The 16,773-nt window shown below is 55.5% G+C and carries 18 protein-coding genes; 7 read left to right on the top strand and 11 right to left on the bottom strand.

The window, feature by feature from the left end; all coding sequences use genetic code 11:
- The first annotated feature begins 31 nt into the window (after nucleotides 1-31).
- Nucleotides 32-754 (top strand): acetoacetyl-CoA reductase, encoded by a 723-nt coding sequence (gene phbB / locus BC440_RS05185; RefSeq protein ID WP_065701729.1) that lies wholly within the window; start codon nucleotides 32-34, stop codon nucleotides 752-754.
- A gap of 69 nt (nucleotides 755-823) precedes the next feature.
- Here the strand turns inward: phbB and BC440_RS05180 are convergent, their stop codons facing one another.
- Nucleotides 824-1,417, bottom strand: a complete 594-nt coding sequence (locus BC440_RS05180; protein ID WP_065701728.1) for a cysteine hydrolase family protein — start codon at nucleotides 1,415-1,417, stop codon at nucleotides 824-826.
- 123 nt (nucleotides 1,418-1,540) lie between these two features.
- On the opposite strand from BC440_RS05180, the gene BC440_RS05175 reads away from it, so the two are divergent.
- Nucleotides 1,541-2,410 (top strand): LysR family transcriptional regulator, encoded by an 870-nt coding sequence (locus BC440_RS05175; protein ID WP_065701727.1) that lies wholly within the window; start codon nucleotides 1,541-1,543, stop codon nucleotides 2,408-2,410.
- Nucleotides 2,411-2,492: 82 nt separating this feature from the next.
- A complete protein-coding gene (locus BC440_RS05170; protein ID WP_065702134.1) occupies nucleotides 2,493-3,296 on the top strand; it encodes a class I SAM-dependent methyltransferase in 804 nt (267 codons plus the stop codon).
- Nucleotides 3,297-3,310: 14 nt separating this feature from the next.
- Here BC440_RS05170 and BC440_RS05165 read toward each other — a convergent pair whose 3' ends face one another.
- The 4 genes from BC440_RS05165 to BC440_RS05150 form a co-directional block, all read right to left on the bottom strand.
- Nucleotides 3,311-3,940, bottom strand: coding sequence for a nucleoside triphosphate hydrolase (locus tag BC440_RS05165; protein WP_065701726.1), 630 nt, complete (start codon nucleotides 3,938-3,940; stop codon nucleotides 3,311-3,313).
- Between the two features lie 4 nt (nucleotides 3,941-3,944).
- Nucleotides 3,945-4,733: an ATP-binding cassette domain-containing protein gene (locus tag BC440_RS05160; RefSeq protein ID WP_065701725.1), complete on the bottom strand. Its 789-nt coding sequence runs from the start codon at nucleotides 4,731-4,733 to the stop codon at nucleotides 3,945-3,947.
- On the bottom strand, nucleotides 4,730-5,812 hold the full coding sequence (locus BC440_RS05155; protein WP_065701724.1) for an ABC transporter permease: 1,083 nt from the start codon (nucleotides 5,810-5,812) through the stop codon (nucleotides 4,730-4,732). Before BC440_RS05155 ends, BC440_RS05160 begins: the two co-directional genes overlap by 4 nt.
- A gap of 189 nt (nucleotides 5,813-6,001) precedes the next feature.
- Nucleotides 6,002-7,030, bottom strand: a complete 1,029-nt coding sequence (locus tag BC440_RS05150) for a sugar ABC transporter substrate-binding protein (protein ID WP_037987330.1) — start codon at nucleotides 7,028-7,030, stop codon at nucleotides 6,002-6,004.
- 223 nt (nucleotides 7,031-7,253) lie between these two features.
- Between BC440_RS05150 and BC440_RS05145 the strand changes: the two genes are divergently transcribed.
- Nucleotides 7,254-8,501 (top strand): ROK family transcriptional regulator, encoded by a 1,248-nt coding sequence (locus BC440_RS05145; RefSeq protein ID WP_139189971.1) that lies wholly within the window; start codon nucleotides 7,254-7,256, stop codon nucleotides 8,499-8,501.
- A 13-nt stretch (nucleotides 8,502-8,514) separates the two neighbouring features.
- Here the strand turns inward: BC440_RS05145 and gloB are convergent, their stop codons facing one another.
- Nucleotides 8,515-9,285 carry a hydroxyacylglutathione hydrolase gene (gene gloB / locus BC440_RS05140; protein ID WP_007090115.1) on the bottom strand — a complete coding sequence of 257 codons (771 nt, stop codon included), beginning with the start codon at nucleotides 9,283-9,285 and terminating at the stop codon, nucleotides 8,515-8,517.
- 126 nt (nucleotides 9,286-9,411) lie between these two features.
- On the opposite strand from gloB, the gene BC440_RS05135 reads away from it, so the two are divergent.
- Entirely contained in the window at nucleotides 9,412-10,245 is an 834-nt protein-coding gene (locus BC440_RS05135) for a class I SAM-dependent methyltransferase (RefSeq protein ID WP_065701723.1), read from the top strand.
- Between the two features lie 100 nt (nucleotides 10,246-10,345).
- On the opposite strand, the gene BC440_RS05130 is transcribed toward BC440_RS05135, so the two are convergent.
- Genes BC440_RS05130 through petA form a run of 3 tightly spaced genes read right to left on the bottom strand, consistent with a single transcriptional unit; the run spans nucleotide 10,346 to nucleotide 12,946 of the window.
- Nucleotides 10,346-11,122, bottom strand: a complete 777-nt coding sequence (locus tag BC440_RS05130; RefSeq protein ID WP_007090113.1) for a cytochrome c1 — start codon at nucleotides 11,120-11,122, stop codon at nucleotides 10,346-10,348.
- On the bottom strand, nucleotides 11,115-12,383 hold the full coding sequence (locus BC440_RS05125; protein ID WP_007090112.1) for a cytochrome b N-terminal domain-containing protein: 1,269 nt from the start codon (nucleotides 12,381-12,383) through the stop codon (nucleotides 11,115-11,117). Before BC440_RS05125 ends, BC440_RS05130 begins: the two co-directional genes overlap by 8 nt.
- Before the next feature lie 11 nt (nucleotides 12,384-12,394).
- The gene (gene petA / locus BC440_RS05120; RefSeq protein ID WP_007090111.1) at nucleotides 12,395-12,946 is read right to left on the bottom strand and encodes a ubiquinol-cytochrome c reductase iron-sulfur subunit; all 552 of its coding nucleotides are present in this window, start codon (nucleotides 12,944-12,946) and stop codon (nucleotides 12,395-12,397) included.
- Between the two features lie 394 nt (nucleotides 12,947-13,340).
- Between petA and BC440_RS05115 the strand changes: the two genes are divergently transcribed.
- On the top strand, nucleotides 13,341-13,811 hold the full coding sequence (locus BC440_RS05115; protein ID WP_065701722.1) for a tRNA (cytidine(34)-2'-O)-methyltransferase: 471 nt from the start codon (nucleotides 13,341-13,343) through the stop codon (nucleotides 13,809-13,811).
- Complete coding sequence (gene hemF, locus BC440_RS05110; protein WP_007090109.1) at nucleotides 13,811-14,701, top strand: oxygen-dependent coproporphyrinogen oxidase; 891 nt, start codon at nucleotides 13,811-13,813, stop codon at nucleotides 14,699-14,701. The genes BC440_RS05115 and hemF overlap by 1 nt, the downstream gene beginning before the upstream one ends.
- An 18-nt stretch (nucleotides 14,702-14,719) precedes the next feature.
- On the opposite strand, the gene BC440_RS05105 is transcribed toward hemF, so the two are convergent.
- Together BC440_RS05105 and BC440_RS05100 are read right to left on the bottom strand one after the other, a co-directional pair.
- Nucleotides 14,720-15,628: a hypothetical protein gene (locus BC440_RS05105; protein ID WP_139192083.1), complete on the bottom strand. Its 909-nt coding sequence runs from the start codon at nucleotides 15,626-15,628 to the stop codon at nucleotides 14,720-14,722.
- Between the two features lie 125 nt (nucleotides 15,629-15,753).
- Nucleotides 15,754-16,641, bottom strand: a complete 888-nt coding sequence (locus BC440_RS05100; RefSeq protein ID WP_065701720.1) for a LysR family transcriptional regulator — start codon at nucleotides 16,639-16,641, stop codon at nucleotides 15,754-15,756.
- Nucleotides 16,642-16,773 lie beyond the last annotated feature (132 nt).

Below are 16,773 nucleotides of genomic sequence, written 5' to 3'. Positions count from 1 at the left end.
AATTGGATGACTGAAGTTTAGGGAGGCGACCATGACAAAAACGGCACTGGTAACCGGTGGCACACGCGGAATTGGCAAGGCGATCAGCCTGGCGCTCAAGGAAGCGGGCCATACGGTTGTTGCAAACTATGCAGGCAATGATGACGCTGCCCGCGCTTTCACCGAAGAAACCGGCATTGCGACCTTCAAATGGAGTGTTGCCGATGCCGATGCCTGTGCGGATGGCATTCGACAGGTGGAATCCGAAGTCGGGCCGGTTGATATTCTGGTCAATAACGCGGGGATTACGCGAGACGGCTTCATGCACAAGATGTCTGTTGAAAGCTGGCATTCGGTGATCGAAACGAATTTAAGTTCGCTGTTTTATATGACCAAGCCGGTGCTTGAAGGCATGCGCGAACGCGGGTTCGGGCGGGTCGTCAATATTTCGTCGATCAACGGTCAGGCCGGTCAGTTCGGCCAGACCAACTATTCCGCCGCCAAGGCTGGGGTGCATGGTTTTACCAAGGCACTGGCGCAGGAAGTCGCGCGCAAGGGTGTGACGGTCAATACCATCGCGCCAGGCTATATCAATACTGACATGGTCGCCGCCGTTCCGGAAAAGGTTCTGGAAGGCATCATCGCCAAAATCCCGGTTGGTCGTCTTGGCGAGGCCGAGGAAATCGCACAGGCCGTTCTGTTCCTGTGTGGCCCGAATTCCGGCTTCATCACCGGTTCCTGTCTGTCGCTCAATGGCGGGCAGCATATGTTCTGATCGCACTGTTTGCGCTCACACTCATCAAAACACCCCGCAGCAATCCTGCGGGGTGTTTTGCATTTACAATCACGCTTTCAGAGCATCCTCGGTATTAACGACCTTGGCAAACGCATCGGCCAGAATGGCCAGTTCGGCGCGGTGCAATTCCTTGGCCGGGATAGTAGCGTGGTCGGATGTTGCGGGCAGGTCGCGTGTGGTGGCCGCATCCCCCGCGATGGTGACCTGCAATCCCTGTTCGTTGGCGGAACGTGCGGTGGTCGACACGCAGACATGTGTCATGAAACCGGCCAGCACCACATGTTTCAATCCGGCCTGATCAATCAGGTCGCGCAGATTAGTCCCGCCAAAGGCATTGGGTACATTCTTTGTCAGAACCGGCTCGCCGTCGCGCGGGGCGACTTCGTCCATGATCTTGGCATACGGACCTTCGGGATCAAACAGACCCTGTCCGTGATGCTGGATATGGATCAAGGTGCCGTTCTGCGCGCGCCAATGGGCGATCAGGCGAGCAATATTGTCCAGTGCCTGTTCAAGCCCTGATAGCTTCAACCGCCCGCTGCGATATTCTTCCTGGGCATCGATCACGATCAATGCAGCATCCCGCGCCGATCCGGTCGGCAATTCAACGCCAAGAATTTCAAAAATGGATTGTGCGCTCATGGTGGCTGTCCTTTCAAAGTCATTTGGATGGCCTGATCATGCATCTGCATGTTTGCAGTTTAAATCCGTCAATTTGCAGATATGATCTGCGTATATGCAGAAATTATAACCGGGTGATGATCCATGGATTGGGAAGCCTTGCGGACATTCGCCGTCGTTTGCCGCGCAAATACCATGAGTGCGGCCGCGCGTGAACTCGGCGTCAACCAGACGACGATTGCGCGCCGTATTGCCCGCCTTGAAGAAGCCACCGGCTTTCCCGTTCTGCTGCGTCGGGATGGTCAGATGCGCCCGACATTGCGCGCACAAAGCCTTCTGAAAACCGCAAGGGCGATGGAGGCCGAAGTCAGTACCTTGCTCGAAGCAAATGGCACTTTGTCGGAAAAGGTAGCCCGTCCGGAAATATCGGGTGTTGTTCGCGTTGCCGGGGTGGATGTGATTTTTGAAAACTGTATCGCCCCGCGTCTGGGGGAACTGACATCAAACCATCCATCCCTTTGCGTCGAACTGATTGGCGGCAACCGCAATCTAAGTCTGCCGCAACGCGAAACCGATATTGCGCTACGCCTTGCCCGGCCTCAAACCGGGGCATTTCACATCCGGAAAATCGGTGTGATGGAATACGGTATTTATGGTCCCGATGGGATCAATGACCCGACCGATGCACCGTGGGTCGATCTTGACGACGCGTTTGCCGACAAGCCAGAACAGATATGGCTCAACCGCCATTTCCCTAACCGCCAAACCATCAGCCGTTCCAATCGCGGGGCCATCATGGCGACGATGGCTTGTTCGGCCAATGCCTTTGCCCTGCTGCCACGATGCCTGGGGGATCGCGCCCCGGGGCTTACGCGCAAACCCGATATCGAGCCGGAGGGACGCGAAATCTGGCTCCTGATCCATCAGGATATGCGCCATGTGCCGCGCGTGCGGGTTGTTGCCGAATGGGTGTCTGATGTACTGATTGGCAGTGCGGCAATTAAATCCGTGTGATCCTGCATTGTTCGTTTGACAGTCTGCTGTCTTGGTTGTGATTATTGAAATATTACAACTTATGGTATGGGCGGGGCAGGCCATGGACGCACACAAAAAATACACATCGGCCAACCGTGCTGCATGGGATGCCTCCGCACCATTGCATGAAGCCGGTGAAACCTGGCAACGACTTTTGGCCGAGGTTGCGAAAGCCGATTTCTCGACGTTCGACGAAACCTTGCGGGAAACGTTGGAGGATGTCGGTGTCGTGGGAAAACGCGTCGTGCAGGTGTGCTGCAATAACGGTCGCGAAGTGCTGTCCTTGTCGGCCATGGGAGCAAAAACTGTGCTTGGGATTGATCAATCCGATGCATTTCTCGCGCAAGCCCGGAAGCTGGCGCATCTATCGGGACGGAAATGTGATTTTCTCTGTGCTGACATTTACGAATTGCCGCAAGACACGCCGGGCGATTTTGACCTTGGTTTGATTACCATTGGTGTTCTGAACTGGATGCCGGATTTGAAACGTTTCTTCGATGCCGTCTCAGGGCTGCTGGCTCGGGATGGGGTGCTCGTTATCTATGAAACCCAGCCGTTTCTTGAAATGTTTGATCCGACTTCTGCCGATCCGTTTTCACCGTCTCAATCATATTTTGACCGTGGACCGCACGTAAACGAAGATACCATAACGTATGACGGATCTGATGGTGGGCAGGGGCCGGTTTCATGGTGGTTTACCCACACGATGGGCGAAATCGTGTCTGCGGCTGTCGCTGCCGGATTAAAACTGGAACGTTTTAACGAATATCCGCATTCAAATCGGGAAACTGAATTTGATATCTATGAAGACAGAAAAGCCCAGATCCCGATGTGCTATACGCTGGTGTTGCGAAAAGAACGGTAATTCAAACCATCCTATCAGGCGTTATTTATAATAATGGCTGTGCCGGACTTGCTGTACTCGGCAACAGTTCTGGCATTGGGGATATCATTATCCAATGCTTTCTGCCGCGCTGAAGGCTGGTCATGTCCGTGGTCAAGCCACCGCTGAAAAAGACGCTTTTCCAAAACCGCAAGCGGTGTGTCGATGAATAGGGTCAGGTCGAACAGGCTTGCCAACTGGTTCCACGGCGACTGATTGAGCAACAGATAATTGCCTTCGACCAGCACAATGCGATGGCTTCGTGAAACGCATCGGGCCGATCCGCGTGACAGTTCCAGATGGCGGTCGAATACCGGGACATAAACATCGTCATCATCGGTACGGATCGCTTCAAGAGTGCGTTTGAAGCCGCCGGTGTCGAACGTTTCCGGCGCACCTTTACGCGGCAGCAATCCCCGCGCGTAAAGGATGGCATCATCGAAATGATAGCCATCCATCGGCACGACAACAGCCCCGGCTTCATCACCCCCCAGATGGTGATGAAGCCGTTCGGACAAAGTTGACTTGCCCGAGGCTGGTGCTCCGGCGATCGCGACAAGGAGGCGTCGATCCCCAATCTGTCTGTCCCTGATCATCGCCGTCAGGATATCGATATCCGGTGTCATTCAATCATGCCGCCGCCGACATTTCGGGTGGTTCCTTGGCACCGGTCATGAAGGCAACCGCGTCCGACATGCTGTAATCATCAGGATTGATCGTGCAAAGCCGCTTGCCCAAACGATGAACATGGATGCGATCCGCCACCTCGAACACATGGGGCATATTGTGCGAAATCAGCACAATCGGCATGCCGCGCGATTTGACATCGGCAATCAGTTCCAGCACCCGGCGGCTTTCCTTGACCCCAAGGGCCGCGGTCGGTTCATCCATGATCACGACGCGTGATCCGAAGGCCGCCGCACGGGCAACCGCAACCCCCTGCCGCTGCCCGCCCGAAAGCGTTTCGACCGCCTGATTGATGTTTTGGATGGTCATCAGGCCAAGCTCGGAAAGCTTTTCCCGCGCGATGCGTTGCATTCCTTTATGGTCAAGGGCCCCGAAATATTTGCCCATAAAACCCGGTTTGCGCAGCTCGCGCCCCATGAACATGTTATCCGCAATCGACAGGGCCGGCGAAAGCGCAAGGTTCTGATAAACTGTCTCGATTCCGGCTTCGCGGGCTTCCATCGGTGATGAAAAACGCACCGGTTTGCCATCAAGCTCGATGGTGCCTTCATCAACAGTGATCGCACCCGAAAGTGCTTTGATCAGGGATGATTTTCCCGCACCGTTATCGCCGATCACCGCAAGGACTTCACCGGGATAAAGGTCAAAATCCGCCTGATCAAGTGCGGTCACACGGCCATAGCGTTTGACGATACCGCGTGCGGTCAGGACAGGTTTTTTATCCGTGCTCATGACGATACCTTTCTGATCCACTGGTCGATTGCAACGGCAATAATCGTCAGCCAGCCGATTGCAAACACCTGCCAAAGAACATCAACCCCGACAAGCCGAAGCCCCGAATTGAACACGCCAACGATCAGCGCCCCGATCAGCGGCCCGATGATCGAACCGCGTCCGCCAAACAGCGAAATGCCACCAATCACAACTGCGGTAATCGATTGCAGGTTTGCTTCCTGAAAACTTTGCGGCGAGACCGAGCCAACACGCCCGATCGATGCCCACGCACCAATGCCACATACTAGCCCGGCAAGGCCATAAACCATGATAAGCGTGCGGTTGGTGCGAATGCCAGAAAGCTCGGCGGCTTCCTTGTCATCGCCGATGGCATAAACATGCCGGCCCCAACTGGTATGGTTCAGGATGTACCAAAGGACGGCAAAGATGACGAGCATCAGGACCGAGCCATAGGTGATCCGTGCCCCGCCAATCGCAATGCTTTCGCCAAAGAATTTCAAAAGCGGTGCGATTTCATCCAGTGTCTGGCTGCGGATCGATTGTGCGCCCGAAAGCCACAGGTTCAGCGCAAAGAAAATATTCCACGTGCCCAATGTCACGATAAAGGGCGGCAACTTGATGCGGGTGACGAGAAACCCGTTCAGCATCCCGGCCAGAATGCCGCCGACAAACCCGATCAGGATGGCAAGCGGTGCGGGGACGCCAAGCGTGATCGCAAGTTGCCCCATGATGACCGACATCAAAACCATGATCGCACCGACCGAAAGATCAATTCCGGCGGTCAGGATCACAAGGCTTTGTGCGGCGGCCAGAATGCCGATGATCGAAACCTGCTGCACAATCAGCGACAGGTTGAACGGCGAAAAGAACTTCGGTCCCGCCAGTGCACCAAAGATGATAATCGAAATGACAAGGACGATCACCGGCACCATCGTCGGATTGCCATGCAGGAAATGTTGCGTGGCATCCAGAAAGTTCCGGTTTTTATGGTCGAACTGCGCAACCGCCTTGTCGCTGGCGTCAAGCGTCTGTTCGTATTCCTGTTTCGTGCGAGATGTGCGAGCAGGTTCGCTCATCGCTTCCTCCCGGCTTGGCCGTGAACATGTGTTGCGAAAAATCATGCGCAACAGTTCATCAAATGCCCCGCCGGTTCTTATGACCGGCTTGGATCGGGTAGGGGCAGACCAAGTGTAACCTTTTTGTGGGACAAGAGGGCGGCGTTTATGACCGCCCTCCTCGAATATCAGATCGTCACGCTAAGGGGCTTAGCCCCAGCAGCGTTTCATGCCTTCATCGATATCAATCGACGGAACACCTTCGGCTGGATCACCGGTCACAAGGTTGACCCCGGTATCATAGAAGTTAAGACCTTCGGTATTGGCTGGTTTTTCACCGCTTTCGGCCCAGGCCTTGATCGCCTCGATACCCTTATAGGCCATATCAAGCGGATATTGCTGCGATGTTGCGCCAATCACGCCATCCTGAACGTTCAGAACGCCCGGGCAACCGCCATCGACCGACACGATCAGAACGCCGTCTTCCATGCCAAACGATTTCAGCGCCTCATAGGCACCGGCGGCTGCCGGTTCGTTGATGGTATAGACGACATTGATTTCGGAATCCTGCTGTAACAGGTTTTCCATCGCCTTGCGGCCGCCTTCCTCGTTGCCGTTAGTGATGTCATGGCCAACGATGCGGGGATCATCTTCGTCACCGATTTTGTTCGGGTCCTTGATGTCGATCCCGAACCCTTTCATGAAGCCCTGATCACGCAGAACGTCAACCGATGGGGCACTTGGCGTCAGGTCAAGAAACGCGATTTTCGCATCTGAGGCCTTGTCGCCGAGCTTGGCAGCGGCCCATTGGCCGATCAATTCGCCCGCCTTGAAGTTATCGGTGGCAAAGGTTGCATCGGCGGAGTCAATTGGCTCAAGCGGGGTATCAAGTGCAATGACGAGCAATCCGGCATCACGCGCCTTTTTGACAACCGGCACAATCGCCTTGGTGTCCGATGCGGTCAGAAGGATACCCTTCGCACCCGATGCGATGCAGGATTCAATCGCCTGCACCTGGGTTTCATGGTCCCCATCGATTTTACCGGCAAAAGTCGAAAGGTTGACACCATTGGCAACAGACGCGGCCTGCGCGCCTTCCTTCATTTTCACAAAGAATGGGTTGATGTCGGTTTTGGTGATAAGACAGGCACCGATTTCATCGGCTTTGGCAGCATGCGGTGCAGCGGCAAGGCCAAGCGCAAGCGCCCCAAGGGTGGCGCCAACAAGAGTCTTCTTCATCTGTTTCCTCCCAGGAATAACCTGATAATCAGCCCTTTGGGCCGGATTTGTTCATTTTGCGACAGGTGGAACGTATCGTTACGCACGTCTTTTGTGCCTGTCTGTTGCCTACGACACACCAAATGCTCGGGGCTGTCAATTAATAAATCCGATTGATTTATTAATTAATCCTGTCACTCTCAAACCCATTCGGGCAATAAAGAACCCGAGTGGGAGGATAAAAATGACACCTTCACTGTATATCAACCCGGACATTGCCGGGGATGAGGGACAGGGAGCGCGTCCGCTTCATCCGGGCGGGGGTGCGAACCAGTTACGCGTGCGCGCCTATAATGAACGGCTGGTATTGTCACTGGTACGTCGCAATGTCGGATTGTCGAAGGCCGATATTGCCCGTCTTTCCGGACTTTCGGCGCAAACCGTTTCCGTGATCATGCGTGCGCTGGAAAAGGATGGCCTGCTTAAACGCGGCGATCCGGTGCGCGGCAAGGTTGGCAAACCATCAATCCCGATGGCACTTGATCCCGATGGCGTTTTTTCATTCGGCCTTAAAATCGGGCGACGCAGCGCCGAACTGATCCTGATGGATTTTGTCGGGACTGTCCGCGCCAGCCTGAACGAAGCCTATAAATACCCGACCCCGGATGGCATCCGCAAATTCGTGCGCGCCTCGGTCGAACAATTGTCGCGCGGCCTGTCAACCATGCATCGCCAACGCATCGCCGGGATCGGCATTGCCGCCCCATTCGAATTATGGAACTGGGTCGAAGAAGTCGGCGCCCCGCCCGAAGATATGAGCGCCTGGCGTGAAGTCGATCTGATCGACATCATCGGCGAAATCGTGCCGTTCCCGGTCTTTCAGCAGAATGACGCCACGGCGGCCTGCGGGGCGGAACTGGTGTTTGGGGCAGGGCCGAATTATTCCGACTTCGCCTATTTCTTTATCGGATCGTTCATCGGCGGCGGGGTGGTGCTCAATCAGGCGCTTTATGCTGGTAAAACCGGCAATGCCGGGGCCTTTGGCTCCATGCCGGTCCCCTCACGTTCCGGCCATCCCAGCCAGTTGATTGATCAGGCATCCATCTTCGTGCTCGAAGAAATGCTGACCCGCGAGGGGCGCGATCCCGCCCTGCTTTGGAAGGATCCCGATTACTGGCATCAGCTTGGCGCGACCCTTGATCTCTGGATCGATCACACCGCGCGCGGCCTTGCGATTGCCATTACCTCGGTCTGCTCGGTGATTGATTTCGAAGCCGTCATTGTCGATGGCGGCTTCCCCAAAGATGTCTGTGCCAGAATCGTCGATGCCACGCGCAAGGCCACCCTCAAACTCGACCTGCAAGGCATCGCCCCCCCGCATATCGAACAGGGTGCGGTCGGCAGTGCCGCACGTGCCATCGGTGCCGCCAGCCTGCCACTGTTTTCGCGCTATCTGCTTGATCAGAACGTCCTGTTCAAGCAGATGGCCTGATCAGGACGGATCGTCAGAACCGATCCTTCCGCCCGCGGATTTCGGCAAAAATCTCGGTGGCGGTTGCGCCTTCCATGCCAAGGTCGCTGGCAACCGATGCATGATCGGCGCGCAGGAACGGGTTGGTTGCCAGTTCCTTGTCCATGCGTGATGGAATGGTCGGGATGCCGCGTGCGCGCAGATCATCAATTTCCGCGCAGCGCGCCTTAAGCGCCACATTGCCGGTTTCAATCGTTGCGGCAAACCGGGCATTGGACTGGGTATATTCATGCCCGCAATACACCAGCGTCTCGCCCGGAAGGTTGCGAAATTTTTGCAGGGACTGCCACATCTGGGCTGGCGTTCCTTCAAACAACCGCCCGCAACCCAATGCAAACAGACTGTCACCGGAAAACAGGGCCGATACCGCCGGAAAATAAAACGCAATATGGCCGCTGGTATGGCCCGGCACGTCAAAGACCTGCCCGGAAAGCGCACCAATCATCACCTCATCCCCCTCGGCGACCGTCTGATCCATGCCGGGAATGCGCATGGTTTCGGCCTTGGGGCCAATCAGTTTCGCGCCATATCTGGTGATCAGTTCCGCATTGCCGCCGATATGGTCATTGTGATGATGGGTATTGATCACGATATCAAGCGACCAGCCGCGATCTTCAAGCGCGCTTATCACCGGGCCTGCCTCGCCCGGATCGACAATCGCGGTCGTACCTGTTTCGTGGCAGCGCACAAGATAGGTGTAATTATCGGAAAGGCACGGAATGACAAAGACATCGCCTGCGGACATGGCCGACCTCGCGTGTGTGAATGGAATATGCGCCAAGCCTATCAGCTTGCGGCTTCTTAAAACAATCACGCATCGAGCAAAGTTTTTGCGCTTCAATCCAATCAGAAAAGGCTCTAGGCTGTTTTCATGCGTCAGGATGTTGTTGATCTTCACCGTTTTTATGCCGGAAGCCTCGGGCAGGCCGCTCGCCGCCTGATCCGTCGCCGCTTGCGCGTGATGTGGTCGGATGTCCGCGGCATGCGCGTGCTGGGTTTTGGTTATGCCACGCCCTATCTGCGCCCCTTCATGGGCGAGGCGGAACGCGTGCTGGCTTTCATGCCCGGCCAGCAGGGCTGCGTGCCGTGGCCCGCGGGCGATCCCAACCATGTCGCCCTTACCGAAGAAACCATGCTGCCGCTGCCCGATAGCTCGGTCGACCGCATCCTGCTGGTGCATCTGGTCGAACATTCCGATTCCATGCGCCGCCTGATGCGCGAATGCTGGCGGGTATTGACCCCCAACGGCCGGATCGTGGTGGTAACACCCAACCGAAGCTCGCTCTGGTCCTGGTCGGAAAATACGCCCTTTGGCTTTGGCCATCCCTATAGCGTGTCACAGCTTCAGAACCTGATGCGCGAAAACATGTTCCTGCCCGTGCAGCACAGCCGCGCCCTTTTCCTGCCCCCGACCCAAAGCCGGTTTCTGCTACGCTGGTCGCAGGCATTCGAAAATGTCGGATCGCGTCTGTTCAAGGCGTTTGCAGGGGTTTCGATTGTCGAAGCGGGAAAACAGCTTTACGCCAGCACCGGCACCCCGGCGCGTAAACGCAGGCTGGTACATATCCCTGTGACTGTTCCGCCCCTGCGCCCGGCGGACGGCAATCATTCGACTGGCAACCATTCCAGCGGAAATCACGCTGACATTGCGTGCGAAACCGCATTGCCTTGTACCGAACCTCTGCCCGCCAACCCCAAATCCTGATCACAGGCGGCAGTTCCGTGCGACGACGCTTTGCGATGCGCCAACAAATAAGGCCGCCGGTTTCCCGACGGCCTTTGATTTTTGACGATATCGCGAACGCTTAATGTTCGATATCGCGCCAGATTTTGCGTTTCACCGCATAGAGCATCGCGGTCAGAACGATCAGGAACAGCAGAACTTTCATGCCCATTGATTTGCGGGCTTCAAGTTCCGGCTGTGCCGTCCAGTTCAGGAACGCAACCACGTCATGCGCGTGCTGTTCCATGGTCATCGGGGTGCCATCGGTGTACTCGACCGCTTCATCATAAAGCGGCGGTGCCATCGAAATCTGATGACCCGGGAAGTAGTGGTTGTAATACTTGCCTTCCGCAAGGTCGAAGCCTTCAGGTGCTTCTTCCTCGTAACCGGTCAGCAGGGCATAAACATAATCCGGACCATGCAGGCGTGCCTTCGTCATCAATGACAGATCGGGCGGAATCGCACCCCCGTTCGACGCAGCGGCAGCTTTGTCGTTCGGGAAAGGTGACGGGAAATAGTCCGACGCAATACCCGGACGGGTGAACATGTCACCATCATCGTTCGGGCCGTCTTCAATATCGTATTCCGCCGCGATGGCCTTGATCTGGTCTTCGTTAAACCCGATGCCTTCCAGGTTACGGAAGGCAATGAAACGAAGACTGTGGCAACCGGCACACACGTTTTTGTAAACCTGGAAACCGCGCTGCATCTGCGCCCGGTCATAGGTGCCAAAAAGCCCCTGCCAGCTCCATTCCTGTGCTTCCGGAACCGGAGCGTTGCCCGCGGCCTTTGCCGATGTGCCGGCAAAGGCGCTCAGTGCGAATGCCGCAGCAATGGCGGTCAATGCAAACTTACGCATTTGCGCCTCCCTTGAGTACGGATTCGCTGATGCTGGCCGGAAGCGGTTTGGGCCGTTCCAGTTTACCGACAATCGGCATGACCAGAAGGAAATGCGCGAAGTAGTAAAGCGTTGCCAGCTGGCCAACGGTGATCACTTTAAGCCCTTCGATCCCCAAGAAGTAGTCATCCGGGGCCTTCTTGCCGCAATATCCAAGGATAAAGCAGTCAATGAACAGGATCAGGAAGAACCACTTGTAAACCGGGCGGAACTTCGAGCTGCGCACCTTCGAGGTATCAAGCCACGGAATGACGAACAGAACGATGATGGATGCAAACATCGCAAGCACGCCAAGCAGCTTTGCCGGAATACCGAAGATGGTGAAGTCGATGGACCGCAGGATCGCATAGAACGGCAGGAAGTACCATTCCGGCACGATATGCGGCGGGGTCACCAGCGGGTTCGCCGGGATATAGTTATCCGGCTCGCCAAAGAAGTCGGGCGCAAAGAACACGAAGAACAGGAAGAAGATCAGGAACACGCCCATACCGAACAGATCCTTGATCGTATAGTACGGGTGGAACGCGATTGCATCCTGCGGTGTCTTGATTTCAACGCCGGTCGGGTTGTTCGACCGTACGGTGTGCAGGGCCCAGACATGCAGGACCACAAGACCAAGGATCACGAACGGCATCAGGTAATGCAGCGAGAAGAACCGGTTGAGCGTCGGGTTATCAACCGAGAAACCGCCCCAAAGCCATGTCACCAGCGGATCGCCAATGATTGGGAAGGCCGAGAACAGGTTGGTAATAACCGTCGCCCCCCAGAATGACATCTGGCCCCACGGCAGGACATAGCCCATGAACGCGGTTGCCATCATCGCCAGAAGGATCAGGATACCGATCCACCACAGCATTTCACGCGGTGCTTTGTAAGACCCGTAATACAGGCCACGGAAAATATGGATATAGACGCAGATGAAGAACATCGATGCGCCGTTCATGTGGATATAGCGGATCAGCCAGCCATAGTTCACATCACGCATGATGCGCTCGACCGACCAGAACGCCATATCGGCATGCGGGGTGTAATTCATCACCAGGAAAATCCCGGAGAGAATCATCGTCACCAGAACAAAACCGGCCAAAGAACCGAAGTTCCACATATAGGACAGGTTCTTCGGGGTCGGATATTCATAAGCGGAGTGATGCAACATGGAGAAGACCGGAAGACGGTCATCGACCCATTTCACTACCTTGTTATTCCAAACGGGTGCACTCATCTACCTGCTCCTTAGCCGATCTGAACCGACGTGTCGGTGAGGAAGGTGTAGGTCGGCACGACAAGGTTCAGCGGTGCCGGACCTTTGCGGATACGACCGGACGTGTCGTAGTGCGACCCGTGGCACGGACAATACCATCCGTCATAATCACCGCGTGTCTCACCGGTTGCCGTGCCCATCGGAATGCAGCCCAGATGGGTGCAGACACCGACCACGATCAGCCATTCCTTTTTCTGGACACGGGCTTCATCGGATTGCGGATCGACCAGCTCGTTCAAGGAAACCTCTTCGGCTTCATTGATTTCACGTTCGGTACGGTGGCGGATGAATACGGGTTTACCGCGCCACATGACCTTGACGGCCTGACCGACCGGAATATTTGACAGGTTAACTTCGACCGAGGCCAGCGCAAGAACGTCCTTGGACGGGTTCATGCTGTCCACGAACGGCCACAGCGCCATGCCGGTGCCAACAACACCGACTGCCGTGGTCGCCAGGGTCAGAAAATCCCTGCGGTTCTCGTCCGGAGTGTGGTCCCCGGATGATTGCACCGTTTGCGACATAATGTATTCCTCTTTCTGCCCCCAAAACAGGCATGCGGAATGCCCAACTGCACACTTAGGGCAAAGACCTTTAATTTCCATTGATGGAAATCAAACAATGCTTTTGCCCCAAAGCCTTCAGGCCTGAAACCGGGTTCGTATACTAACAAAAAGGGGGTTTGTTAAGGGGAACTTGGAGTTGCAAATTGTTCGCATTCGATTTGCCTATTTGGTTTTGCGGTGCACAATCGAAGCGAACGTAGCGTTTTCTAACAGACTGGCGTATTCACAACCAAGTGGTTATATCCTTGTCTCGTCTTATTCCAAATAAGTCTAATGGCGATATATCGGCGTAATTTTGTAAGGTTTTGCGCCCGGATTTCAGATCGAAAATGTTGCGAGTCTATAAAGCCTTATGAGAATCTGTCTGTTCGAACCCGACATTCCACAAAACACCGGTACCATCCTGCGCATGGCGGCATGTCTCGGGGTTCCCGTCGACATTATCGAACCCTGCGGTTTTCTTCTGACCTCGGCGGCGCTAAAGCGTGCGGGGATGGATTATCTGGGGGCGGCGGATTATACACGCCATGCCGATTGGCGCGGCTTTGTGCAGGCGCGTAATGATGGAACCGTTCCCGGGCGTCTGGTATTGCTGACGACCAAGGGGGCGGTGCCTTATTGCGATTTTGACTATCGACCCGATGATATTCTGATGCTGGGCTCCGAAAGCAGTGGGGTGCCCGATCAGGTGCATGATTATGTCGATGCCCGCGTCGTTATTCCGCTTAAACCCGGAATGCGGTCGCTTAACGTCGCGATGGCTACGGCAATGACAGTGGGCGAAGCCCTGCGCCAAACCAGCAGCTTCCCGGAGAAGGCCTGATGACCAGTACTGATAACGATCTGATCGCCCAAAAGATCGAAGAGCACAAGGAAACGGCGCGGAACTGGTTCCGCCAGTTGCGCGACGAAATCTGTGCCAGTTTCGAGGCGCTCGAAGACAGCTATATCGGACCGCTCGCCGATCAACCGGCCGGGCGGTTTGAACGCAAAAGCTGGGAACGTGGCAAAGATCAGAATGGCGAAGATCAGGGCGGCGGCGAAATGTCGGTCATGAAGGGCCGCGTGTTTGAAAAGGTCGGGGTCAATATCTCGACCGTTTATGGCGAATTTTCCGAAAAATTCCGCGCTGAAATCCCCGGTGCTGCCGAAAATCCGAATTTCTGGGCGGCGGGCATTTCACTGGTGGCCCATCCCTGTTCACCGCATGTCCCGGCGGTTCATATGAATACCCGCCATATCGTGACCACCAAGGCATGGTTCGGCGGTGGGGCTGACCTGACCCCGGTATTCCCGCAGGATGCCGACACGGCGGATTTTCACGGCGCGCTGAAGGCGGCCTGTGACGCGCATGGCGATGATTATTACGACCGGTTCAAAAAATGGTGCGATGAATATTTCTTCCTGCCGCACCGGAACGAACCGCGCGGGGTGGGTGGGATTTTCTATGATTATCTCGATGCTGACTGGGATGCGGATTTTGCCTTCACACAGGATGTCGGCCGCGCCTTTCGCGACATCTATCCCGAACTGGTCAAACGCCATTACAACAAATCCTGGACCGACGATGAACGCCGCGCCCAATTGATCAAGCGCGGACGCTACGTCGAATTCAACCTGCTCCATGATCGCGGCACGCGCTTTGGTCTGATGACCGGCGGCAATACCGAGGCGATCCTGATGTCCTTGCCGCCCGAGGCCAACTGGCCATAAGCCAGAGGGCGGGGGCTGTCACTGCGATGAAACGGTCGAATGATCCCTATCGGCTGTTTCTGCCGTTGCGTTCAATGTGTGCCAGTCCTCGACTTCGGGATGGATGACGCCATTATTCATCAGGCAAAGCCTTATAAAACCATTGTCGCGCAATGTCTTGATGCCGCGGTTCAGGGCTTCGATCACCTTGTCGGCATCTTTCAGTTTTCGCGAAACCATGAAATGCTGCGTTTCGGGCAGGGATACCTTTATGCCGGGAATTGGGTAAAGCCATATGCCGTCGACTTCCCGTCCCATATCCGGCCGGGATGAAAATTCAAGCAACGTGAAATCGGCACGACCAGCATTGATGATCGAAAACATTTGTTTGACTGTCGCCGCATTGGTCAGGCTTGCCAGTGGCAGACTTTCAAGAACCTGCCAGTCCAGCCGCCAGTTGCGGATGCCCACCGCCCGGAGTGTGTGAATATCTGGCAGGGCGTTATCGGCTTTGCCCTCCATAAATCCGCGCGGTGCATAAAGGCCTTTCTCGATCTCGCCTGCTCTTAAAAGCGGATCAGTTTTAAGGAAATCGTCATTTCCGGAAATGTTGAAGGCCCAGTCTGTTTTGATATCGGCCATCCCCGATGCAATCATTTTCCGGCTGCGCTCGGAATTGGGGGATATGACGGGTTCGACCTCGGCCTTGATGCCGCCCGCATGCAGGGCTTCGTGCAGCAGGGTATAATTCATCAGCGAAAGGTTCGATTGATTGCTTTCCCGGCATTTTCGGCAATCATCTGATGGGCTGCGAATGCATGCTTCAACGCCCTCAATATCCGCCTGCCTTACCGGAAGCCGGATAATCTGGTCCTGCTTCAAGGGCGCCGTACTGGCGCTGGTGGCGAGAAGCATGAACGACGCGGCGATTGTCATCACAGATTGCATGATCCGCATGACGTTCCTCATTCACATTTATTCTTATGTGTTTTCTGTTTTACCGCAGGAAAAAGTAAAAAACTATCCAAAAGTATTAGTTTTAAGGGGCGCTTTTCAATCGGCATGTCAGCGCCTCAGGTCTCGTTGATCAGCCAATCCAGAAGGGCGGCGGTTGTGCCGTGGGCCGACGGGCTTGGCACCAGCCAGTATCCCCGATCATGGCGGCTGATTTCGGGGCCTACCTGTATCAGGCTGCCCTGCGCCAGATGATGATCGACAAGCCCGATCCAGCCCAGTGCCAGTCCCTGTTCGGCAAGGGCTGCCTGAATGACAAAACCGTATGTGTTCAGGCCCAGATCGCCCTGTTCGGGTTCGCGGGCAACCCCGTGTGCCACCAGCCACGTCGCCCATGTCAGCCAGCGGGCCTTTTCCGTAGTTTCAAGATGCAGCAACGGCACATTGGCAAATTGTGCCGGATCGTCGAACGGGCCATATCGTTCAAGGAAACCGGGTGCGGAGACCGGCACGACGCGTTCGGGAATCAGAAGCTTTGCGCTTGGCGGAAAATCGCCCCTGGCGCCGAACACCATCGCCGCATCGGTATCACGTTCCAGTTCGTCCTCAAGACTTTGCGACGCCACGATATGGACTTCGGCCTTGGGATGCAGGCGACGGAAATCCGCCACGCGCGGCATCAGCCAGAAGGCAGCAAAACCATAATCGGTAAAAATCCGGATCGCCGGATCGCGCGCCTTGCGCAACGTTTCCTGTGCCGCGTCATCGATGCGTTCCACACTTGCCCGCACCGCCCGAAACAGAACCTCGCCCGCTTCGGTTAACCGGCTGCCGCCCTGTGATCGGTGGAAAAGCGACAGGCCAAGCTGCTCCTCCACCCGCCGGATCTGATAGGTCACGGCGGGCTGTGTCAGGCCAAGTTCCTGTGCGGCCCGTGTCAGGCTGCCCAGTCGGCCAACCGCGTCAAAAGTCCGAAGCCATCCAAGGTCAAGATGTCGCTGGGCCATAAAGAATCTTTATAATAGCAATTAAAAAACACCGGCTTTCGCCATGGATCGATTTGTGAATTTAATGGAGCATATCAGATCAGCATCAAAAAGAATAAGCGGAGCTTCGCCAGAATGACGCACCACTTCCCT

It is taken from the genome of Thalassospira sp. MIT1004 (genome assembly GCF_001858545.1).
Taxonomy (GTDB): domain Bacteria; phylum Pseudomonadota; class Alphaproteobacteria; order Rhodospirillales; family Thalassospiraceae; genus Thalassospira; species Thalassospira xiamenensis.
This window is presented reverse-complemented; position numbering and strand designations above follow the sequence as displayed.

Bases quoted from the DNA above. Each gene is read 5' to 3' on its own strand.
- phbB (WP_065701729.1), top strand. From the start codon at position 32: ATGACAAAAACGGCACTGGTAACCGGTGGCACACGCGGAATTGGCAAG.
- BC440_RS05180 (WP_065701728.1), bottom strand. From the start codon at position 1,417: ATGAGCGCACAATCCATTTTTGAAATTCTTGGCGTTGAATTGCCGACC.
- BC440_RS05175 (WP_065701727.1), top strand. From the start codon at position 1,541: ATGGATTGGGAAGCCTTGCGGACATTCGCCGTCGTTTGCCGCGCAAAT.
- BC440_RS05170 (WP_065702134.1), top strand. From the start codon at position 2,493: ATGGACGCACACAAAAAATACACATCGGCCAACCGTGCTGCATGGGAT.
- BC440_RS05165 (WP_065701726.1), bottom strand. From the start codon at position 3,940: ATGACACCGGATATCGATATCCTGACGGCGATGATCAGGGACAGACAG.
- BC440_RS05160 (WP_065701725.1), bottom strand. From the start codon at position 4,733: ATGAGCACGGATAAAAAACCTGTCCTGACCGCACGCGGTATCGTCAAA.
- BC440_RS05155 (WP_065701724.1), bottom strand. From the start codon at position 5,812: ATGAGCGAACCTGCTCGCACATCTCGCACGAAACAGGAATACGAACAG.
- BC440_RS05150 (WP_037987330.1), bottom strand. From the start codon at position 7,030: ATGAAGAAGACTCTTGTTGGCGCCACCCTTGGGGCGCTTGCGCTTGGC.
- BC440_RS05145 (WP_139189971.1), top strand. From the start codon at position 7,254: ATGACACCTTCACTGTATATCAACCCGGACATTGCCGGGGATGAGGGA.
- gloB (WP_007090115.1), bottom strand. From the start codon at position 9,285: ATGTCCGCAGGCGATGTCTTTGTCATTCCGTGCCTTTCCGATAATTAC.
- BC440_RS05135 (WP_065701723.1), top strand. From the start codon at position 9,412: ATGCGTCAGGATGTTGTTGATCTTCACCGTTTTTATGCCGGAAGCCTC.
- BC440_RS05130 (WP_007090113.1), bottom strand. From the start codon at position 11,122: ATGCGTAAGTTTGCATTGACCGCCATTGCTGCGGCATTCGCACTGAGC.
- BC440_RS05125 (WP_007090112.1), bottom strand. From the start codon at position 12,383: ATGAGTGCACCCGTTTGGAATAACAAGGTAGTGAAATGGGTCGATGAC.
- petA (WP_007090111.1), bottom strand. From the start codon at position 12,946: ATGTCGCAAACGGTGCAATCATCCGGGGACCACACTCCGGACGAGAAC.
- BC440_RS05115 (WP_065701722.1), top strand. From the start codon at position 13,341: ATGAGAATCTGTCTGTTCGAACCCGACATTCCACAAAACACCGGTACC.
- hemF (WP_007090109.1), top strand. From the start codon at position 13,811: ATGACCAGTACTGATAACGATCTGATCGCCCAAAAGATCGAAGAGCAC.
- BC440_RS05105 (WP_139192083.1), bottom strand. From the start codon at position 15,628: ATGCAATCTGTGATGACAATCGCCGCGTCGTTCATGCTTCTCGCCACC.
- BC440_RS05100 (WP_065701720.1), bottom strand. From the start codon at position 16,641: ATGGCCCAGCGACATCTTGACCTTGGATGGCTTCGGACTTTTGACGCG.